The organism is Streptomyces sp. NBC_00631, assembly GCF_045206895.1.
In the GTDB taxonomy this organism is placed as follows: domain Bacteria; phylum Actinomycetota; class Actinomycetes; order Streptomycetales; family Streptomycetaceae; genus Streptomyces.
Genome location: NZ_CP107734.1, coordinates 2460176 through 2479458, shown reverse-complemented (window position 1 = coordinate 2479458; position 19283 = coordinate 2460176). Strand labels below are relative to the sequence as shown.

General features: G+C 71.6%; 18 protein-coding genes. 14 read left to right on the top strand and 4 right to left on the bottom strand.

Annotated features, from left to right (window positions below; translation table 11 throughout):
• Positions 1-368 precede the first annotated feature (368 nt).
• Both OHB00_RS11380 and mycP read left to right on the top strand, forming a co-directional pair.
• Positions 369-1313 carry a hypothetical protein gene (locus tag OHB00_RS11380; protein WP_406433835.1) on the top strand — a complete coding sequence of 315 codons (945 nt, stop codon included), beginning with the start codon at positions 369-371 and terminating at the stop codon, positions 1311-1313.
• Positions 1310-2482, top strand: coding sequence for a type VII secretion-associated serine protease mycosin (gene mycP / locus OHB00_RS11375; RefSeq protein WP_406433833.1), 1173 nt, complete (start codon positions 1310-1312; stop codon positions 2480-2482). Before OHB00_RS11380 ends, mycP begins: the two co-directional genes overlap by 4 nt.
• A 27-nt stretch (positions 2483-2509) precedes the next feature.
• Here the strand turns inward: mycP and OHB00_RS11370 are convergent, their stop codons facing one another.
• Entirely contained in the window at positions 2510-3502 is a 993-nt protein-coding gene (locus tag OHB00_RS11370; RefSeq protein WP_406433831.1) for a serine hydrolase, read from the bottom strand.
• 150 nt (positions 3503-3652) lie between these two features.
• Between OHB00_RS11370 and OHB00_RS11365 the strand changes: the two genes are divergently transcribed.
• Positions 3653-4387, top strand: coding sequence for an SseB family protein (locus OHB00_RS11365; RefSeq protein ID WP_406433829.1), 735 nt, complete (start codon positions 3653-3655; stop codon positions 4385-4387).
• Positions 4388-4394: 7 nt separating this feature from the next.
• Here OHB00_RS11365 and OHB00_RS11360 read toward each other — a convergent pair whose 3' ends face one another.
• On the bottom strand, positions 4395-4769 hold the full coding sequence (locus OHB00_RS11360) for a DUF1844 domain-containing protein (protein ID WP_406433827.1): 375 nt from the start codon (positions 4767-4769) through the stop codon (positions 4395-4397).
• A 399-nt stretch (positions 4770-5168) separates the two neighbouring features.
• Here OHB00_RS11360 and infC point away from each other — a divergent pair, with 399 nt between their 5' ends.
• From infC to OHB00_RS11310, 10 genes are all read left to right on the top strand, one after another.
• On the top strand, positions 5169-5840 hold the full coding sequence (infC, locus tag OHB00_RS11355; protein ID WP_406445729.1) for a translation initiation factor IF-3: 672 nt from the start codon (positions 5169-5171) through the stop codon (positions 5838-5840).
• Between the two features lie 133 nt (positions 5841-5973).
• Positions 5974-6168 carry a 50S ribosomal protein L35 gene (gene rpmI / locus OHB00_RS11350; RefSeq protein WP_046726698.1) on the top strand — a complete coding sequence of 65 codons (195 nt, stop codon included), beginning with the start codon at positions 5974-5976 and terminating at the stop codon, positions 6166-6168.
• 99 nt (positions 6169-6267) lie between these two features.
• Entirely contained in the window at positions 6268-6651 is a 384-nt protein-coding gene (rplT, locus tag OHB00_RS11345; protein ID WP_006141703.1) for a 50S ribosomal protein L20, read from the top strand.
• 369 nt (positions 6652-7020) lie between these two features.
• Positions 7021-7875: a TrmH family RNA methyltransferase gene (locus OHB00_RS11340; protein WP_406433825.1), complete on the top strand. Its 855-nt coding sequence runs from the start codon at positions 7021-7023 to the stop codon at positions 7873-7875.
• A gap of 54 nt (positions 7876-7929) precedes the next feature.
• Positions 7930-9075 (top strand): sensor histidine kinase, encoded by a 1146-nt coding sequence (locus OHB00_RS11335; protein ID WP_406433823.1) that lies wholly within the window; start codon positions 7930-7932, stop codon positions 9073-9075.
• Positions 9076-9212: 137 nt separating this feature from the next.
• A complete protein-coding gene (gene pheS, locus OHB00_RS11330; RefSeq protein WP_406433821.1) occupies positions 9213-10334 on the top strand; it encodes a phenylalanine--tRNA ligase subunit alpha in 1122 nt (373 codons plus the stop codon).
• Complete coding sequence (pheT, locus tag OHB00_RS11325) at positions 10334-12847, top strand: phenylalanine--tRNA ligase subunit beta (RefSeq protein WP_406433819.1); 2514 nt, start codon at positions 10334-10336, stop codon at positions 12845-12847. Before pheS ends, pheT begins: the two co-directional genes overlap by 1 nt.
• A gap of 264 nt (positions 12848-13111) precedes the next feature.
• On the top strand, positions 13112-14242 hold the full coding sequence (locus OHB00_RS11320) for a PP2C family protein-serine/threonine phosphatase (protein ID WP_406433817.1): 1131 nt from the start codon (positions 13112-13114) through the stop codon (positions 14240-14242).
• A 217-nt stretch (positions 14243-14459) separates the two neighbouring features.
• Positions 14460-15800 (top strand): transcriptional regulator, encoded by a 1341-nt coding sequence (locus OHB00_RS11315; protein WP_406433815.1) that lies wholly within the window; start codon positions 14460-14462, stop codon positions 15798-15800.
• Between the two features lie 65 nt (positions 15801-15865).
• Positions 15866-16402, top strand: a complete 537-nt coding sequence (locus OHB00_RS11310) for an NUDIX domain-containing protein (protein ID WP_406433813.1) — start codon at positions 15866-15868, stop codon at positions 16400-16402.
• Here OHB00_RS11310 and OHB00_RS11305 read toward each other — a convergent pair.
• Together OHB00_RS11305 and OHB00_RS11300 are read right to left on the bottom strand one after the other, a co-directional pair.
• On the bottom strand, positions 16399-16656 hold the full coding sequence (locus OHB00_RS11305) for a hypothetical protein (RefSeq protein WP_352366376.1): 258 nt from the start codon (positions 16654-16656) through the stop codon (positions 16399-16401). The two genes, OHB00_RS11310 and OHB00_RS11305, sit on opposite strands and share 4 nt — an antisense overlap.
• Before the next feature lie 208 nt (positions 16657-16864).
• Positions 16865-17725 carry a 3-hydroxybutyryl-CoA dehydrogenase gene (locus OHB00_RS11300; protein WP_406433811.1) on the bottom strand — a complete coding sequence of 287 codons (861 nt, stop codon included), beginning with the start codon at positions 17723-17725 and terminating at the stop codon, positions 16865-16867.
• 171 nt (positions 17726-17896) lie between these two features.
• Between OHB00_RS11300 and OHB00_RS11295 the strand changes: the two genes are divergently transcribed.
• Positions 17897-19150, top strand: a complete 1254-nt coding sequence (locus OHB00_RS11295; protein WP_406433809.1) for a glycoside hydrolase family 10 protein — start codon at positions 17897-17899, stop codon at positions 19148-19150.
• Positions 19151-19283: the final 133 nt, after the last annotated feature.

Sequence of the window (19283 nt, the reverse complement as noted above, 5' to 3'; positions counted from 1 at the left end):
CCGGCACACCCGCGCGTCCCGCGGCGCCCGCCGTGCACGGCGTTCCCGCGCAGCCGGCGAGCGCCCCGGCGCCCGCCGTGCCGCCGCGTCCAACGGAGCCCCCGGCGGCCGATACTCCGGCGCGGCCGGTCAAGGCCCCGGGGGCCGACGTCCCGCCTCGGCCCACCGTTCCGGCGCCAGCCGCCCCGCCGCGTCCGACGGGGTTCCCCGACGGTGCCGCCCAGGCACGTCCCGCGGCGTCGTCGGCGAGCGGTACGGCGTTCCCGGCCGTCGACGGTCTCAACGGGCCCGCGCGCCCGGCGCCCGCCGCGCCGCCGCGGCCCTCTGCGGCCCCGGCCCCCGCCCCGGCCGGCCCGGATTCCGGCGCGGTGCCGCATGCCGCGCCCGCTCCGCCCTCCTACCTCGACGCCGCCTCGCCGCCCGACCCCCTCGGTCCCGCCCCGGACCCCTCGATGTCCTGGAGCGTCACCGCGGGAACTCCCGGCCGGGAGCGGCCCGTTGTGACGTTCGGTGAGCCCGAGGGATACGACGAACGTGGGCGGGGGCTGTCGTTGATCGGTCGAGTGGCGCCCCGTACCGCCGCTGCCGCCGCCTGCATGGTGCTCGGCCTCGGTCTCATCGGCGGCGCGGTGACCGGGGGCTGGATCGTCGACGACGGCGACACCGCCGCGGCGACCAGCTTCAGCTCCGCCGCCGACCTGTGGCACAACGCCCCCGTCGACGAGCTGTTCCCGCCCACCGTGCAGGGCACCGGCGCCGGCCCCGGCGGAGCCGACCGCACCTGGACCAGGATCGCCGTCGCCCCGGCCACCGGCTGCACCGACGCCTTCGACCCGCTGCTGCGCAAGACGCTCGCCCCCGTCGGCTGCCGGCGCCTGATCCGCGCCACCTACACCGACGCCACCCAGAGCTACGTGACGACCGTCGGCCTGCTGTTCACGAAATCCGACCCGGCCGGGATGACCGCCCTCGCCAAGCGGTTCGCGGCCGAACGCCTGGACCGCCGTACCGACCTGCTGCCCCTCCCGTACGCCGCGAAGGACACCGCCGCCGAGCGGTTCGGGCCGCACCAGCGCGCCACATGGACGATCTCCGTGCTCTCCGACGCCCCGGTCGTCGCCTACGCCGTCTCCGGCTGGGCCGACGGCCGTACCGTCGACACCCCGCAACCCGCCGCCGACGCCGAGGTGTCCGGCGCCACCACGGCCGCGGCCCAGTCCGGCCTCGGCAACGAGGCGCAGGGCCTGGCCGACCGCATCGAACGGCGACTGCGCCACGACATCGCCGACTCGGCAACGGAGAAGCCCTCATGAAGCGCCGCGCAACCGGGGCCGCGGTGAGCCTGCTGCTCGCCGGCTCGCTCGCCCTGCTGCCCTCCACCACCGCGTACGCGGACACCATCCGCGCCCAGCAGTGGGGCCTGTCCGCCCTGCACCTCGACGAGGCCTGGCGGACCACCAAGGGCAAGGGCATCACCGTCGCCGTCCTGGACACCGGCGTCGAGGCCGACCACCCGGACCTCGTCGGCAACGTCCTGCCCGCCAAGGACATGATCGGCTTCGGTGCCGGGCCCGGCGACAGCGACTGGGCTCGGCACGGCACCGCGATGGCCGGCATCATCGCCGGTCACGGCCACGGGGTCGGCAACGGCGACGGGGTGATGGGAGTCGCGCCCGAGGCCAGGATCCTGCCCGTCCGGGTCATCCTCGAAGACAGCGACAGCGCCCGCGACAAGGCCCGCACCACCCGTGGCAACGCGCTGGCCGACGGCATCCGCTGGGCCGCGGACCACGGCGCCGACGTCATCAACCTCTCCCTCGGCGACGACTCCGACTCCGCGCACCCGGAGCCCAGCGAGGACGAGGCCATCCAGTACGCGCTGAAGAAAGACGTCGTGGTCGTCGCCTCGGCCGGAAACGGCGGCAAGAAGGGCGACCACATCTCGTACCCGGCCGCGTACCCGGGCGTCATCGCCGCCACCGCGGTGGACAGGTTCGGCGTCCGCGCCTCCTTCTCCACCCGCCGCTGGTACGCCACGGTCAGCGCGCCCGGCGACGACATCGTCATCGCCGAACCGGACCACAAGTACTACGAGGGCTGGGGGACGAGCGCCGCCGCCGCCTTCGTCTCCGGAGCCGTGGCCCTGGTCAAGGCCGCCCACCCCGGCCTGACCCCGGCCCAGATCAAGAAGCTCCTGGAGGACACCGCCCGCGACGCCCCGGCCGGCGGCCGCGACGACTCCCGGGGCTTCGGCATGATCGACCCGGCGGCGGCGATCAAGTCCGCGGCCGGCCTGAAGACCCGGAACCTGACCTCGGCCTCGTACAGCAAGAAGTACTTCGGCTCCGGCCCCGACCCGGAGGAAACGACGACAAGCGCGACCGACTGGGCAGCTCCCATGGCAGGAGGTACCGGCGGGGTCCTGCTGGTAGCGGCAGTGGTCCTGTGGAGAGCCCGCAGACGGCCCTTCGAAACCCCCTGAAGTGCCCCGGAACCTGCCGTCCCACCCCTACTGCGAAGCAGAAGCCGACGAATCACCTTCGGTGAACGACCCCAGCGCCGCCTTCGCAGCCGCCTCCACCACCGAAATCCCCTTCGCCTGACTCACGGTCCCCTTCGACAGCACGGCGACCAGATAGTCCGTCCCGCCCACCGTCACCCGCCCGATGCTGTTGACGTCCCACAACCCCGTCGTGCTCCGCGCCAGCCACCCGTTCTTCAGCGCGTACTGCGAACCGTCGGCGGCGGCCGAGACCCCCCACCGCTGGTCCGACTCGACCGTCTTCATCAGCCCCTGGACGTACGCCTGCGAGGCCGCGCTCAGCTTCGAGTCGTCCCCGAACACCTGCTGGAGCAGGGTGAGCTGATCGGCGGCGGTGGTCTGCGTCAGCCCCCACAGCGGCCCGTCGCCCCCCTCGGTCGACGTGAGCCCGAACCGCTTGTTCGCCGCGTCCAGGCCGTCCGCCTTGCCGATGACGTCCCACAGCTCCGTCGCCGACGTGTTGTCGCTGTTCTCGATCATCTTCGTGGCGTACGCCTTCTCGGTCGCCGTCAGATGCCGGCCGGCGTCCTGCGCCTGCAGCAGCAGCGTCGCCAGGATGTCCACCTTGACGATGCTCGCCGTGTCGAAGGCCGCGTCCCCGTACGTCGCGCTGTCTCCGGAGTCCAGGTCGAGGACGGCCGCCGAGACCTTCGCCCCGGACGGCAGCGTCACCTTCGCCATCGCCGAACTCAGCAGCGCGTCCCGGTCCACGGCCGGCTCCGTCACGGGTTCCACCGACGCCTCCCCACTCGCCGAAGCCGAGACCGAGGAGGACGGCCCCGGAGACGCCGCCGAGGATACGGCGTCGTCGCGCGCGTGCGCCTTCACGTACACGCTCCCCGCCGCGGTGGCACCGACGACGGCGACGGTGGCGAGGGAGACGTAGAGAAGGGCCCGGCGCCGGGGCCGGTCACGGCGGCGGGCCCGACGGGAACCTGAGGTGGCTCTTGAGGACTCCATGCCCGCGATGCTCGGGGCGGGGACTGTGTGAGCCGTTTGCCGGACGTTAGAAGTAGGTCAGGGAAATCTGAGATTCCCGTGAAACCCGTGTCCGGCCGGTTTCGGGGGCCGCACAACCGCAGCAGCATCCCACCGATAGGGTCGGGGACCGTGGCGAACAAGAACATTCCCGACTCCGGCTACTCCGACGACGACGGCTCCGCCGACCCCCGGCTGGCCGCCGCGCTGGCCGCCTGGGCCGAGGACCGCGGCGCCGTCGGACCGGTCCTGGAGGCGCTGCGGGGCGCCCGGCTCCTGGTTCCGGTGGTCGCCGTGCTCGGTGAGGTCGAGGAGGACGAGAACGGGCTGCGCCGCGAGAAGACCAGCGACATGGCCGTCCCCACCCTGAAGGCGGGCCACCGCACCGCTCTGCCGGCCTTCACCTCCACCGAGTCGCTGGCCCGCTGGGACCCGGCGGCCCGGCCCGTCGCCGTACCCCTGCACCAGGCGCTCCAGGCCGCCGCGCACGAGAAGGCCGACACGGTGGTGCTGGACCTGGCGGGGCCGGTGCCGTTCGAGCTGAGCGGCGCCGCGCTGCTCGCCCTCGCCGAGGGGCGTACGACCGCCGATCCGCTCGCGGACCCGGCCGTGGTCGGCGCTGTCCGGGCCGCGGTGGCCACCGAGCCCGCCGTGCTCCGTGCCCACCTCGGGCCCGGGTCGGCCGACGGGACGCTGGCGCTGGTCCTCGACCCGGCCGCCGAGGCCCCCGCCGAGGCCGCCCGGGCCGTCGCCGAGCGGCTCGCGGCCGACGAGACGCTGCGGGCCCGCCTGGTGCGCGGCCTCGACCTGGCACTGCTGCCGGCCGGGACCACGCCTCCGGGCGAGCCCTTGTACGTCAGGGACTGACCGGCGGTCAGCCGTAGACCGGGCCGGTGTACTTCTCGCCGGGGCCCTGGCCGGGCTCGTCGGGCACGAGCGAGGCCTCGCGGAAGGCCAGCTGGAGCGATTTCAGGCCGTCCCGCAGCGGGGCCGCGTGGAAGGAGCTGATCTCGGTCGCGGACGCGTCGAGCAGCCCCGCGAGGGCGGTGACCAGCTTGCGGGCCTCGTCCAGGTCCTTGTACTTGTCGCCCTCCTCGGTCAGACCGAGCTTCACGGCCGCGGCGCTCATCAGGTTGACGGCGACCGTCACGATCACCTCGACCGCGGGGACCTCGGCGATGTCGCGGGTCATCTCGTCGAAGTCGGGCTGTCCGGCGTCACCGGGGCCGGGAAGGGGCGTCTCACTCATGCCCCACACGATAGGCGCAGGGACCAGAAGGCTCTTACTTAGCCCCAGGTCGTCTCAATTAGCCCTGTCTCGGCTTTGCTGCTAGCCTGGTGTGACGACCGGCCGGACAGGTATGCCATACGGATAGCTGAACCGGCCCACAAGTGGAGGCTTCGAACTCCCACCCGACCGCCCCCCGGGCGGCGGGTCACCGGTCAGACGGTCGCTTCGCCGGGTACGGCGTCGCGTTCCGTCCGATTGTGCGCCCCGCGATCCCCGCGGCGGTGTTCCGGTAGTTCGAGGAGCCCCGCCTGTGATCGTCCGGGGCATTTTTTGTGCTTCGGCGCGGTTAGGTCTTACGAAAACAGACGTTACGCGGCTGCCCGCCAGGCCGTCGCGTGGTGCTACCGAGGAGGATCCATCAGCGCCGAGCCCCGCATCAACGACCGGATTCGCGTTCCCGAGGTGCGACTTGTCGGTCCCAGTGGCGAGCAGGTGGGCATTGTCCCGCTCGCTAAGGCCCTGGAGCTTGCGCAGGAGTACGACCTGGACCTGGTCGAGGTCGCGGCGAACGCCCGTCCGCCCGTGTGCAAGCTCATGGACTACGGGAAGTTCAAGTACGAGTCGGCCATGAAGGCCCGTGAGGCGCGCAAGAACCAGGCGCACACGGTCATCAAGGAGATGAAGCTCCGGCCGAAGATCGACCCGCACGACTATGACACCAAGAAGGGTCACGTCGTCCGGTTCCTCAAGCAGGGCGACAAGGTCAAGATCACGATCATGTTCCGTGGTCGCGAGCAGTCCCGGCCCGAGCTGGGCTACCGACTGCTGCAGCGTCTCGCGGAGGACGTCCAGGACCTCGGTTTCGTGGAGTCGAACCCGAAGCAGGACGGCCGGAACATGATCATGGTTCTCGGTCCGCACAAGAAGAAGACCGAGGCCATGGCCGAGGCCCGGCAGGCGCAGGAAGCCCGCAAGGCGGATGCGAAGGCCAACCCCGGTCGTTCGCAGAACGCTGCCGAACTCGAAGCCGAGGCCGAGGGTGAGGCTGCCGAGGCCGAGGTGCCCGCTGAGGAGCACGTCGAGGCGTGATCCCGGGGGTAACGCCCCAGGTCAGCACCCGGGGCGCGAGCCCCAGGATGTAATCGATACAAGAGCGACGTTCCACCGTGCCCGGTTTCACGACCGGGCACCGGAGCGCCACCGACGAGGAGATAACGGCGCTATGCCGAAGAACAAGACGCACAGCGGTGCCAGCAAGCGCTTCAAGGTCACCGGCTCCGGCAAGGTGCTGCGTGAGCGCGCCGGCAAGCGCCACCTGCTTGAGCACAAGTCGTCCCGTGTGACGCGTCGCCTCACCGGCAACGCCGAGATGGCCCCGGGTGACACCGCGAAGATCAAGAAGCTTCTCGGCAAGTGACACGCGGGCGCCCTCGGCGCCCTGAGTCAGACCAACCGGGACCCAGCCGTTTCCGGGCCGCGTGAGTCCAACCGCGGCCCCGCTACAAGGAGTTAACAAGTGGCACGCGTCAAGCGGGCAGTCAACGCCCACAAGAAGCGCCGGGCGATCCTCGAACAGGCCTCCGGCTACCGCGGTCAGCGTTCGCGCCTCTACCGCAAGGCCAAGGAGCAGGTCACCCACTCGCTGGTCTACAACTACAACGACCGCAAGAAGCGTAAGGGCGACTTCCGTCAGCTGTGGATCCAGCGCATCAACGCCGCTGCCCGCGCCAACGGCATCACCTACAACCGCTTCATCCAGGGTCTGAAGGCCGCGAACGTCGAGGTCGACCGCAAGATCCTGGCGGAGCTGGCCGTCAACGACGCCAACGCCTTCGCCGCGCTCGTCGAGGTGGCCCAGAAGGCGCTGCCGTCGGACGTCAACGCCCCCAAGGCGGCGTGACTGCGCTGGCTCTGGCCGACGTGACTGAAGGACCCGCAGGCTGAAAGGCTTGCGGGTCCTGTTGTTGCCGGAGCTGCGCTTTGTCCTTCGGCCGCGGGCTGCTGGGGGCTGGTCGCGCAGTTCCCCGCGCCCCTACGGGGCGCGCTGCCCAGCCGTGGCCTACACAGCTACACAGCTGCGGGCAGGCGTGCCGCAGGGCGGCACGGGTGGGCGCTGGGGGTCCCCCCGGCCGAAGGCTGGGGGAGGCACCCCGCCAACGCGGGCGAGTGAAACTGCTGGCCCGGCCCAGGGCTCGGCACCGCCGAAAACGTACGTCGTGGTTGCTCGCCGTTGCGGCGGGAAATCTTTCGCTGAAGGTGAAGAACGAACATGCCCACCCCCGAGCTGATCTCCCCCCGCTCCGCCCGCGTCGCCGCCGCTCGGCGGCTGGGGCGGCGGAACTTCCGGGGCAAGGACCGGCTGTTTCTCGCCGAGGGGCCGCAGGCCGTGCGGGAGGCGGCCGGGCATCGGGTCGGTGACGTGCCGACGCTCGTCGAGCTGTTCGCGACCCTCGACGCCGCGGAGCGGTACGCCGACATCGTGGGGGAGGCCAGGGCGGCCGGCGCCCGGATCCACCTCGCCTCCGAGGACGTCATCGCCGACATCTCCACCACCGTGACGCCCCAGGGACTCGTGGGGGTGTGCCGGTTCCTCGACACCCCGTTCGAGGACATCCTCGCCGCCCGCCCCCGGCTGGTCGCCGTCCTCGCCAACGTCCGTGACCCCGGCAACGCCGGCACCGTGCTGCGGTGCGCCGACGCCGCCGGCGCGGAGGCGGTCGTACTGACCGACGCGTCCGTGGACCTGTACAACCCGAAGGCGGTCCGGGCCTCCGTCGGGTCGCACTTCCACCTTCCCGTCGCCGTCGGCGTGCCCGTCGAGCAGGCCGTCGCCGGGCTCAAAGGGGTCGGCGTACGGATTCTCGCCGCGGACGGGGCCGGGACCGACGACCTCGACGACGAGCTCGACAAGGGAACCATGGGCGGACCCACGGCGTGGGTGTTCGGCAACGAGGCCTGGGGGCTCCCGGAGGAGACCCGCGCGCTCGCGGACGCCGTCGTGCGCGTCCCGATCCACGGGAAGGCCGAAAGCCTGAACCTCGCCACCGCCGCCGCCGTATGTCTCTACGCATCGGCCCGTGCACAGCGCGCCTCCGGAGGGTGCCGTTCCGTCACCCTGAGCTAGTAAGGTGACCAGCTCGGGGGCCTGCTGCGCCGTCTGAGAGGTGGAGTACGGGGTATGAGTGTCGGCACCAGCAACGCGCCGGGCGGCCGCGGAACCGGCCGCGTACCGGCCCCCCGGCACGGCGACCTCAGCGGGCTCGGCATCGACCCCGACGAACTGCCCGACGGCCTGGTGGTCGCCGACGAACACGGTCTCGTCGTCTGCTTCAACGCCGCCGCCGCCCGCATCACCGCCACCGCCCCCGCCGACGTCCTCGGGCAGCGCCTGGAGAAGGCGCTGCCGTTAGAAGACCTGGAGGGCCGGCGCTGGTGGCAGCTCACCGACCCCTACGGCGGCCTCGCCATCCGGGTCGGCCAGCCCGAGCGGAACCTGCTGCTGCCCGGCGGCCGGGAGGTGCTGGTCTCCGCCAGGTACGTGCGGGCCGAGCCGACCGGGCCCGTGCACCGGGTCGTCGTATCGCTGCGGGACACCGAGGCCCGCCGCCGTACCGAACGCAGTCACGCCGAGCTGATCGCCACCGTCGCGCACGAGCTGCGGTCGCCGCTGACCTCCGTCAAGGGGTTCACGGCCACCCTGCTCGCCAAATGGGAACGGTTCACCGACGACCAGAAGCGGCTGATGCTGGAGACGGTCGACGCCGATGCCGACCGGGTCACCCGGCTCATCGCCGAGCTGCTCGACATTTCGAGGATCGACAGCGGGCGGCTGGAGGTGCGCCGGCAACCTGTCGACATAGGTGCGGCCGTCGGGCGGCACATCCAGGCCTACGTCGCCGCCGGGCAGCCCGCCGACCGCTTCCTGCTCCGTGTCGAGCAGCCGCTGCCCGCGCTGTGGGCCGACCCCGACAAGGTCGACCAGGTCCTCAGCAACCTCATCGAAAATGCCGTGCGGCACGGCGAGGGAACCGTCACCATTGACATCGCGGCCACGGCGTCCCCCCGCGAGGGGGAAGGCGATGAGCACGCAGCCACGTCGGTCACGGTGAGCGACGAAGGGCCCGGCATCCCGGAGGAGTCCATGAACCGCGTCTTCACCCGCTTCTGGCGGGGCAGCAAGCGCGGCGGCACCGGCCTCGGGCTGTACATCGTCAAGGGCATCGTCGAGGCCCACGGCGGCACCATCACGGTCGGACGCGCCCCCGGCGGCGGCGCCGAGTTCCGATTTACGTTGCCCGTGAGCACGCCGGCGTATCTCACCTGAGATCGGCCGAGCGGCCCGCGGGCGCATTCGTTCACCTCCACCCCGTTAGACTCGGCCTTTGGCACCTTTGTGTCCTTCTCACGGCCCACCAACGGTCTCGGGGACCTTCAGCCAGCCAATCGGAAGCACGGGAAGAGATGTCGGCACCGAATAAGTCGTACGACCCTGTCGAGGTCGAGGCGTTGAAACCGGAAGAGATCGAGCGCATGCGGGACGAGGCGCTCGCCGCCTTCGCCGCCGCGGACTCCCTCGACGCGCTCCAGGAGGCCAAGGTCGCCCACACCGGTGGCGCCTCCCCGCTGGCCCTCGCCAACCGCGAGATCGGCGCCCTGCCCCCGCACGCCAAGGCGGCCGCCGGCAAGCTGGTCGGCCAGGCCCGCGGCGCCGTGAACAAGGCCCTGGCCGGCCGCCAGGAGGAGCTGGAGGCCGAGCGTGACGCCCGGGTGCTGGTCGAGGAGGCGGTGGATGTCACGCTGCCCTACGAGCGGGTCCCGGCCGGCGCCCGCCACCCGCTGACCACCCTGTCCGACCGCATCGAGGACATCTTCGTGGCCATGGGCTACGAGGTCGCCGAGGGCCCGCAGGTCGAGGCCGAGTGGTTCAACTTCGACGCCCTCAACATCGGCCCGGACCACCCGGCCCGTGGTGAGGCGGACACCTTCTTCATCGAGGGCCCGCAGGGCGGCACCGAGTCCGGTGTCGTGCTGCGCACCCACACCTCGCCGGTCCAGATCCGCTCGCTGCTCGACCGCGAGCTGCCGGTCTACGTGATCTGCCCCGGCCGCGTGTACCGCACCGACGAGCTGGACGCCACGCACACCCCGGTCTTCCACCAGGTCGAGCTGCTCGCCGTCGACGAGGGCCTGACCATGTCCGACCTCAAGGGCACCCTGGACCACATGGTCCAGTCCCTGTTCGGCGAGGGCATGAAGACCCGGCTGCGGCCGAACTTCTTCCCCTTCACCGAGCCCAGCGCCGAGATGGACATGCTGTGCTACGTCTGCAAGGGCGAGTCCGTCGGCAACCCCGACCGCCCCTGCCGTACCTGCTCCTCCGAGGGCTGGATCGAGCTGGGCGGCTGCGGCATGGTCAACCCGCGGGTGCTCACCGCCTGCGGCGTCGACCCGGAGAAGTACAGCGGCTTCGCCTTCGGGTTCGGCATCGAGCGGATGCTGATGTTCCGCCACAACGTCGAGGACATGCGAGACATGGTCGAGGGTGACGTCCGGTTCACCCGGCCGTTCGGGATGGAGATCTGATGCGGGTCCCGCTTTCCTGGCTGCGGGAGTACGTCGACCTGCCGGCCACCGAGACCGGCCGCGACGTACAGGCCAAGCTCATTGCGGCCGGTCTTGAGGTCGAGACCGTCGAGCAGCTCGGCGACGGCCTCAAGGGCCCCCTGGTCGTCGGCCAGGTGCTCACCATCGAGGAGCTGGAGGGCTTCAAGAAGCCGATCCGCTTCTGCACGGTCGACGTCGGTACGGCCAACGGCACCGGTGAGCCCCAGGAGATCGTCTGCGGCGCCCGCAACTTCGCCGTCGGCGACAAGGTCGTGGTCGTGCTCCCCGGCGCGGTGCTCCCCGGCGACTTCGCCATCGCCGCGCGCAAGACGTACGGCAGGACCTCCCACGGCATGATCTGCTCCAGCGGCGAGCTGGGCATGGGCGACGACGGCACCCACGGCATCATCGTGCTGCCGCCGGAGACCGAGGTCGGCAGGGACGCCATCGAGCTCCTGGAGCTGGTCGACGAGGTCCTGGACATCGCCGTCACCGCCAACCGCGGCGACTGCCTGTCCATCCGCGGCGTGGCCCGCGAGACCGCCATCGCCTACGGCCTGCCGCTGCGCGACCCCGCGCTCCTGGACGTGCCGGGACCGAACGCCTTCGGCTACCCGGTCCAGGTCCTGGACCCGCTCGGCTGCGACCGCTTCACCGCGCGCACCGTCACCGGTCTGAGCCCCGAGGCCCGCTCCCCGATCTGGCTCCAGCGCCGTCTGCAGAAGGTCGGCATGCGCCCGATCTCGCTCGCCGTCGACGTCACCAACTACGTGATGATGGAGCTCGGCCAGCCGCTGCACGCCTACGACCGCACGCTGGTCCAGGGCACCATCGGCGTCCGCCGCGCGGCCGAGGGCGAGAAGATCGTCACCCTCGACGGCACCGAGCGGAAGCTGCACGCCGAGGACCTGGTCATCACCGACGACCGCGGCCCGATCGGCCTCGCGGGCGTCATGGGCGGCGCCAACACCGAGATCGCCGACCACGCGGACGTGGAGAACGCCACGACCGACGTGGTGATCGAGGCCGCCCACTTCGACGCCGTCGCGATCGCGCGCACCGCCCGCCGCCACAAGCTGTCCTCCGAGGCCTCCCGCCGCTTCGAGCGCGGCGTCGACCCGCAGGCCGCGGCCGCCGCCGCGCAGCGCACGGTCGACCTGCTGGTGCTGCTCGCCGGCGGCACCGCCGAGGCCGGTGTCACCGAGGTCATCGCGCCGTCCGCGCCGCACACCATCACGGTCGCCGCCGACCACCCCGACAGGGTCGCGGGTGTCGAGTACGGCCGGGAGACCGTCGTCCGCCGCCTCCAGGAGGTCGGCTGCGACGTCTACGGGCAGGACGAGCTCCTCGTCACCGTCCCGTCCTGGCGGCCCGACCTCCTTGAGCAGAACGACCTGGCCGAAGAGGTCATCCGCCTGGAGGGCTACGAGAACCTGCCCTCCACGCTGCCCAAGCCGCCGTCCGGCCGTGGCCTGACCCACCGGCAGCGCCTGCACCGCCGGGTGGGCCGCGCGCTGGCCGGGGCCGGCTATGTCGAGGCGCCGAACTACCCGTTCGTCGGCGAGCACGTCTTCGACCAGCTCGGCCTGGCCGCCGACGACCCGGCCCGCCGCGTCGTCAGGCTCACCAACCCGCTCAACGACGAGGAGCCCGCGCTCCGCACCTCGCTGCTGCCGGGCCTGCTCGGCGCGCTCCGGCGCAACGACGGACGCGGTGCGCACGACCTGGCGCTGTTCGAGACCGGCCTGGTCTTCCTGCCGCGCGCGGAGCAGGGCATCGCCGGTCACCTGCCGGTCGACCGGCGCCCGACCGACGCGGAACTCGCCGCGCTGAACGCCGTGCTGCCCGAGCAGCCGCGCCATGTCGCCGTCGTCCTCGCGGGCGCCCGCGAGCAGGCCGGCTGGTGGGGCAGGGGCCGTCCGGCCGACTGGGCCGACGCGGTGCAGGCCGCGCGGACCGTCGCCGCCGAGGCGGGCGCCGAGCTGATCGTGCGGTCCGGCCAGTACGGGCCGTGGCACCCCGGCCGGTGCGCCGAACTGGTCGTCGTCGCCGACGGCGCCGAGCGGGTCGTGGGCCACGCCGGTGAACTGCACCCGCGGGTGGTGAAGGCGCTGGGGCTGCCGGCGCGCACGAGCGCGATGGAGCTGGACCTCGACGCGCTGGAGCAGGTCGGCGACGGCACCCCGCAGGCGCCGAGCATCTCCACGTTCCCGGTGGCCACACAGGATGTCGCCCTCGTGGTGGACAAGCCGGTGCCGGCGGCGGAGGTCGAGGCGGCGCTGCGTGCGGGCGCGGGTGAACTCCTTGAGGCGATCCGGTTGTTCGACGTGTACGTCAACGACGAGCAGCTGGGCGACGGGAAGAAGTCGCTGGCGTATGCGTTGCGCTTCCGCGCCGGGGACCGGACGCTGACCGTGGACGAGGCGTCGGCTGCGCGGGATGCGGCAGTTGCCCTGGCCGGGGAGCGTACGGGAGCGGTGCTTCGGGGCTAGTCGCGGTAAGGGGAACTGCTGTCGGCCGGCTGCGGGTTCGTCGTGGCTGGTCGCGCAGTTCCCCGCGCCCCTGAAGGGGCGCGTCCGCGAGGGCGCTTACATGTACTGCTACCTGCATAAATGCGGATGTCTCCGGGGTGGTCACTCATTTGGGTGAGATCCAACCCGGACATGGCCCTTTCGGGGCATGCCGTCGACAGAATCGGACCGGCCTTTCGGGGTCGGTCCGTCTGTTCTGTCAGGGCCTACTTGGGGGCCATCGGCATGATCCGCATCAAGGCTGGGGTTCCCCGCAGCAGGCAGCCCCGGACGACCTCACGACCCAGGCGCCGTGCCCTCGCCCTGGGGTTGCCCACGGTGTGGGGCGCCGTCGCGGTCGGCTACAAGTTCGGATGCCCGCTGGCCGAGCAGCACGGGCTCGGTGCGCGGATCGTCACCAGCGCCGTGTTCTTCGCGGTCGGCACCGGCCTGATAGCGCATGTCCGCCGGGCCCTGCTCCGGGAGTTGCGGCAGGCCCGCATGGTCGCCGGCGCCGCGCAGAGCGTGCTGCTGCGGCCGCTGCCGCCCCGGCTCGCCGGCCTGAACGTCGCCGCCGCCCAGCTCTCCGCCGACCGGGGCGCCAGCATCGGCGGCGACCTCTACGAGGCCGTCGCCACCGAACACGGTGTACGGGTCGTGATGGGCGACGTACGCGGGCACGGACTGTCGGCGATCGGTACGGCCGCCGCCGTCCTCGGCAGCTTCCGCGAGGCCGCCCACGACGAACCCGAACTGGGCCGGGTCCTCGGTCGCTTGGACCGCGCCCTCGCCAGACACCTACGAGAACGAGCCAGGGCAGAGCACCCGTCCAGCGGCCTGGACCCGGACAGCCCGGTCGCCGAGGAGTTCGTCACCCTGTTGCTGTTGGAGATCACGGGAGACGGCGAACTACGGGCCCTCAACTGCGGCCATCCGTGGCCGTACCTGCTGAGCGGTACGCGAGTGGAGCCGCTGTCGACGGCCGATCCGCTACCGCCCCTCGGGCCCTTCCCGCTGCCGACGGACCCGGCCGCAAACGACTGCGGCCAGTTGCTCGACGGTGAGTCGCTCGTCCTCTACACGGACGGCGCGGAGGACGCGAGAGACGCGAGGGGACGCTTCTTCTCCCTGCCGGAGGCCCTGGCAGAAGCGGTCCGAGACCGCCCTGTCTCCCCCCGGACCATCCTCCGTACGGTCTTCACCGCCCTGCTCCACCACACCAACGGCCGCCCCACCGACGACATCGCACTCCTGGTACTTCACAACGAACGCACGCACCAACGCGCCCCCTTCGGGGCGCGGGGCGCTGACATCAGCGGCTCCGCCGCGGGGGCGCGAGCAACCACAACGCACCCGCAGCCGACGAACCACCTCTGACGGCCCCTCTCTTGGTCGTCGGCCAAGCCGACGGCCAGGCCACCGCTGTACGAGGGGGAGCCGGCGGCCCGGCCGGCCTCTTGCGAGGCAGTTCAGTCAACCGGTACGACACTCTCCGCGACAGCGTGCACACGCTACGGATGCGCGCACTTGGTTCACACCCCGTGTGAACGCACCCGCACTACGCTGACGGCACCAGGCCACTCGGGGGGCATTCATGCAGCCCAACTCTCTGCTCGACGCGATCCTGGACGAGGCGGGGATCTCGCACGCCGGTCTCGCCGCCCACGTCAACCAGGCGGGCCGGGCCCGTGGACTCTCGCTACGCTACGAACACACCGCCGTCGCCCGGTGGTTGAAGGGCCAGCGGCCGCGCGGTCAGGTGCCGGACCTGATCTGCGAGGTGCTCGCCGCCCGGCTGCACCGCCAGGTCACCCTCGACGACATCGGCCTCGGCATACCCGGCGAGCCCAGCGTCCCGCACGCCACCTCGCTCTCCGGCTTCGTCGAGCGGGCCACCGCCCTGTGGCGCTCCGACGAACAGCAGCGCCCGCACATACTCGGTGCCCCCGCCGTCACCGGCACGCCCGCCGTGATGCCGGTGTGGGAGTGGGAGAACCCGCCGGAGGACGTCGACGTCTCGCGGGGCGGACGGCACCGGGTCACGCCGGCCGACCTGGAGATGCTGCGCGCGGCCCGGGCGCACTACGAGCAGATGTACCGCAAGGCCGGCGGCATGGCCACCCGCACCCGGATCGTCGGCTTCCTCAACGCCGAGGCGGCTCCGCTGCTGCGCGGCAGCTACACCGATGCCACGGGCCGTCAACTGCACCGCGCGACGGGCGGGTTGGTGGCGATCACGGGCATCTGTGCGTACGACTCCGACGCACACGGGCTCGCCCAGCGCTACTTCCACCAGGCGCTGCGCCTGGCCAAGGCGAGCGGGGACCGGGGACTCGGCGCGTACGTCATCGCCCTCCTTGTCAACCAGGCGCTGTTCATGCGGGAGTTCCGGCAGGCCGTCGCCTTCGCCGAGGCCGCCCTGCGCACCGCAGGCAAGCACATCACCCCCGCCCTCGCCTCCGACCTCTACGCGATGCAGGCCAAGGCGTACGCCCACCTCGGCGACGGCACGAGCGCGCTGTCCTGCATCCGGCGGGCCGAGACGGCCGCCGAACGCATCCGGCGCGGCCACGAGCCCGACGAGACCGGCTATGTCCAGCCCGGCCTGGTCAATGTGCAGGTGGCCGAGGCGCTGCTCAGCCTCGGCGAGCTCGCGGCCGCCCGGGAGCATGCCGCGGCCGCCGTCGACAACCCCGCCCACGACCGCGGGCGGGTGCACCGGCTCGCCATGCTGAGCACCATCGAACTGCGCCAGGGGAACGCCGACAACGCGGTGGCCACGGCCGTGCAGATGGCCGAGCAGGCCCGCGGAATGGAGTCCCAGCGCCTGCGCGACAGACTCCGCGCGGTACGCGAGCACCTGGTGCGCAGCGGCGGTGCCGGAACCGCCGAGGCCGCCGAGTTGATCGACGGAGCACTGCGCGTACCGCTCTAGGCACGGTGGGCGTTCAGAGCCGCTGCTGCGATATTGCCACTTACTCGGCGGAAGGTGGCAGAACCGTGCAGTGGACGAAGCAGAACGAACAAACTGTGTATGAAAACCGCTGGTTCAGCGTCAATCTCGCAGATGTCGAGCTGCCGGACGGCCGGCACCTCGACCACTTCCTGATACGGCTGCGGCCGGTGGCCGTGGCGACGGTGGTCAACGAGGCGGGCGAGGTCCTCCTCCTGTGGCGCCACCGTTTCATCACCGACAGCTGGGGCTGGGAACTCGCGGCGGGAGTCGTCGAGGACGGCGAGGACATCGCCGCCGCGGCCGCCAGGGAACTGGAGGAGGAGACCGGCTGGCGGCCGGGAACCCTGCACCATCTCATGACCGTGGAGCCGTCCAACGGCCTCACCGACGCCCGGCACCACATCTACTGGTCCGACGAGGGCGAGTACGTCGGACACCCCGTGGACGACTTCGAATCGGACCGCCGGGAGTGGGTCCCCCTCAAGCTCGTCCCGGACATGATCGCCCGCGGGGAGGTCCCGGCCGCCAACATGGCGGCCGCGTTACTCCTGCTGCACCACATGAGGCTCACCGACGACTAGTGGGCCAGCGCCTGCCAGACCGTGACGACGAGGGCGCCCAGTGCGGTGAGCGCGGCGAGGGAGGGCAGGGGCCAGCGGGCGTGTTCCAGCGAGGCCAGGCGGGTGTTGAGCTCGTCCAGTTCCTTGGCGGTCTCCTTGGTGCGATGGCTGAGCAGGTTCAGCCCTCCCTCGACCTGGGCGTAGGCCACATCGAGGCGGCGACGTAACTCTGCGAGTTCTCCTTGGACCACGGGATGCTCCGGTTCGGTGGTCACGGGTCCGCTCCTTCGTGTGATCGAGGGTGTCGTTCCGCATCCCTTTGCATGCGCATGAAGAGTGAACTCGCCTGGTGAGCGCGTGGGGAGAGTGTGCGAAGGGCATATGCGTGCCCGGGGTGCACACGGTGTGTGAACCACGCGGGCCCGGCACCGAAGGAGGTGCCGGGCCCGTGGAGCATCGCTCCGTGTAATCAGCGGGGCGTGCTCAGCCGTAGGTGTAGAAGCCGGAGCCGGTCTTCCGGCCCAGGCGGCCCGCCTCGACCATCCGCTGGAGCAGCGGGGGAGCGGCGTACAGCGGCTCCTTGTACTCGGCGTACATGCTGTTCGCGATGGAGACGATGGTGTCCAGACCGATCAGGTCGGACAGCTTCAGCGGACCCATCGGGTGCGCGCAGCCCATTTCCATGCCGTTGTCGATGTCCTCGCGGCTCGCGATGCCGGACTCGAACATCCGGATGGACGAGAGCAGGTACGGCACCAGCAGCGCGTTGACCACGAAGCCGGAGCGGTCCTGGGCGCGGATCGCGTGCTTGCCGAGCACCTTCTCGGCGAACATCTGGGCGCGGCTGAGCGTGCCCTCGGACGTGGTGAGCGCGGGGATCAGCTCGACCAGCTTCTGCACCGGGGCCGGGTTGAAGAAGTGGATGCCGATGACGTGGTCGGGGCGGGAGGTGGCGACCGCCAGCTTCACCAGGGGGATCGAGGAGGTGTTGGAGGCCAGGATCGCGTCCGGGCGGGTCACGACCTGGTCGAGCACCTGGAAGATCTCCGTCTTCACCTGCTCGTTCTCCACGACGGCCTCGATCACCAGGTCGCGGTCGGCGAACTCGCCGAGGTCCGTGGTGAAGCTCAGCCGCGCCAGGGTGGCGTCCCGCTCCTCCACGCTGATCTTGCCGCGCTCGGCGGCCTTGGCCAGGGAGTTGTACAGCCGGGTGCGGCCGATCTCCAGGGCCTCGCCGGTGGTCTCGGCGACCCGCACGTCCAGACCGGCGCGGGCGGCGACCTCGGCGATGCCCGCTCCCATCTGGCCGCAGCCCACGACTCCGACCTTCTCGATGTCGGTCACATCGTCCCCTTCGCTGATCTACGAGCGGCCCGCAGGACCGCCGGATCCGGCGCCTGCTCCGTTCGAGCACGTTACCCGTAAGTATCGATGATCGATCGTCCGGGTGCGGGCATCCTGTGCCGCGGAGGCGATCCGTGGCCGGGCGGATCCGCAGAGTGAGAGGGGCTGACGATGGCACGAGTGTCACGAGTGTCTCGCAGGGCGTTCGCGGTGGCGGCACTGTCCCTGCTGACGTCGGCGGCACCGGGAGCGGCGGCACCGGGCGCGGCGGCGCCGACGGGGCGGCCCCGCCGGGGGGTCACCGAGATGCGCGGCATGTGGCTGGCGACCGTCTCCAACCGTGACTGGCCCTCCCGCACCGGGCTGTCGGCGTCCGACCAGCGCAAGGAGCTGACCGCCCTCTTCGACAAGGCGGTCGGCCACCGGCTGAACACCGTGATGTTCCAGGTGCGGCCCACCGCCGACGCGTTCTGGCCCTCGCCGTACGAGCCCTGGTCGCAGTACCTCACGGGCACCCAGGGCAAGGACCCGGGCTGGGACCCGCTGGGCACGGCCGTCGAGGAGGCGCACGCCCGGGGTCTGCGCCTGCACGCCTGGTTCAACCCGTACCGCATCGCCAACCACACCGAGCCGGGCAGGCTGGTGGCCTCGCACCCGGCCCGCAAACACCCGGAGTGGGTGGTGCCGTACGGCGGCAAGCTCTACTACAACCCCGGTATCCCGGCCGTCCGCGCCTTCGTGGAGCAGGCGATCCTCGACGCGGTCGCCAGGTACCCCGTGGACGCGGTCCACTTCGACGACTACTTCTACCCGTACCCGGTGGCCGGCCAGACCTTCGACGACGACGAGGCGTACGACGCCCACGGCGGCGACTTCTCGTCGCGGGCGGCCTGGCGGCGGGACAACATCGACAAGCTGGTGACCGAGACCGCCGCCGGGGTGCGGAAGCTGCGGCCCGGCACCCGGTTCGGGATCAGCCCGTTCGCGGTGTGGCGCAACGCCGGCACCGACTCACGGGGTTCGGACACCAAGGCGGGCGTCGAGACGTACGACGATCTGTACGCGGACACCCGGACCTGGGTGCAGAAGAACTGGATCGACTACATCGTGCCGCAGGTGTACTGGCAGATCGGCAACGCCGCCGCCGACTACGCCAAGGTCGTCGACTGGTGGGCGGGCGTGGCCAAGGGGTCCGGGACCCAGCTGTACATCGGCGAGGCGCTCTACCAGGCGGGGGCCGCCGGCGCCCCCGCGGCCTGGCAGGACCCGGCCGAGCTGTCCCGGCATCTCACCCTGGCCGACCGGTACCCGCAGGTCGGCGGACATGTCTACTTCGCTGCCGAGGACGTGGCCGCCGATCCGATCGGGGCGCTGTCCCGGGTGGTCGCCGACCACTACCAGCAGCCGGCGACCCCACCGAGCTGACCCGCGGGCCTTCGCCCCGGTCTTCGGTTTCAGCGGTTCGGCAGCGCCCCGAAGGGGCGCGGGGCCGCATGTGATGTGCGGCTGCCGCCGCGCGGACGCGACCAGCCACGGCGGCGCCGCAGCTGACCGACAG

What these genes read in the sequence shown, in the direction of transcription:
- mycP (WP_406433833.1), top strand. Translation starts at nt 1,310, where the DNA reads ATGAAGCGCCGCGCAACCGGGGCCGCGGTGAGCCTGCTGCTCGCCGGC.
- OHB00_RS11370 (WP_406433831.1), bottom strand. Translation starts at nt 3,502, where the DNA reads ATGGAGTCCTCAAGAGCCACCTCAGGTTCCCGTCGGGCCCGCCGCCGT.
- OHB00_RS11360 (WP_406433827.1), bottom strand. Translation starts at nt 4,769, where the DNA reads ATGAGTGAGACGCCCCTTCCCGGCCCCGGTGACGCCGGACAGCCCGAC.
- rpmI (WP_046726698.1), top strand. Translation starts at nt 5,974, where the DNA reads ATGCCGAAGAACAAGACGCACAGCGGTGCCAGCAAGCGCTTCAAGGTC.
- OHB00_RS11340 (WP_406433825.1), top strand. Translation starts at nt 7,021, where the DNA reads ATGCCCACCCCCGAGCTGATCTCCCCCCGCTCCGCCCGCGTCGCCGCC.
- OHB00_RS11335 (WP_406433823.1), top strand. Translation starts at nt 7,930, where the DNA reads ATGAGTGTCGGCACCAGCAACGCGCCGGGCGGCCGCGGAACCGGCCGC.
- pheS (WP_406433821.1), top strand. Translation starts at nt 9,213, where the DNA reads ATGTCGGCACCGAATAAGTCGTACGACCCTGTCGAGGTCGAGGCGTTG.
- pheT (WP_406433819.1), top strand. Translation starts at nt 10,334, where the DNA reads ATGCGGGTCCCGCTTTCCTGGCTGCGGGAGTACGTCGACCTGCCGGCC.
- OHB00_RS11320 (WP_406433817.1), top strand. Translation starts at nt 13,112, where the DNA reads ATGATCCGCATCAAGGCTGGGGTTCCCCGCAGCAGGCAGCCCCGGACG.
- OHB00_RS11315 (WP_406433815.1), top strand. Translation starts at nt 14,460, where the DNA reads ATGCAGCCCAACTCTCTGCTCGACGCGATCCTGGACGAGGCGGGGATC.
- OHB00_RS11295 (WP_406433809.1), top strand. Translation starts at nt 17,897, where the DNA reads ATGGCACGAGTGTCACGAGTGTCTCGCAGGGCGTTCGCGGTGGCGGCA.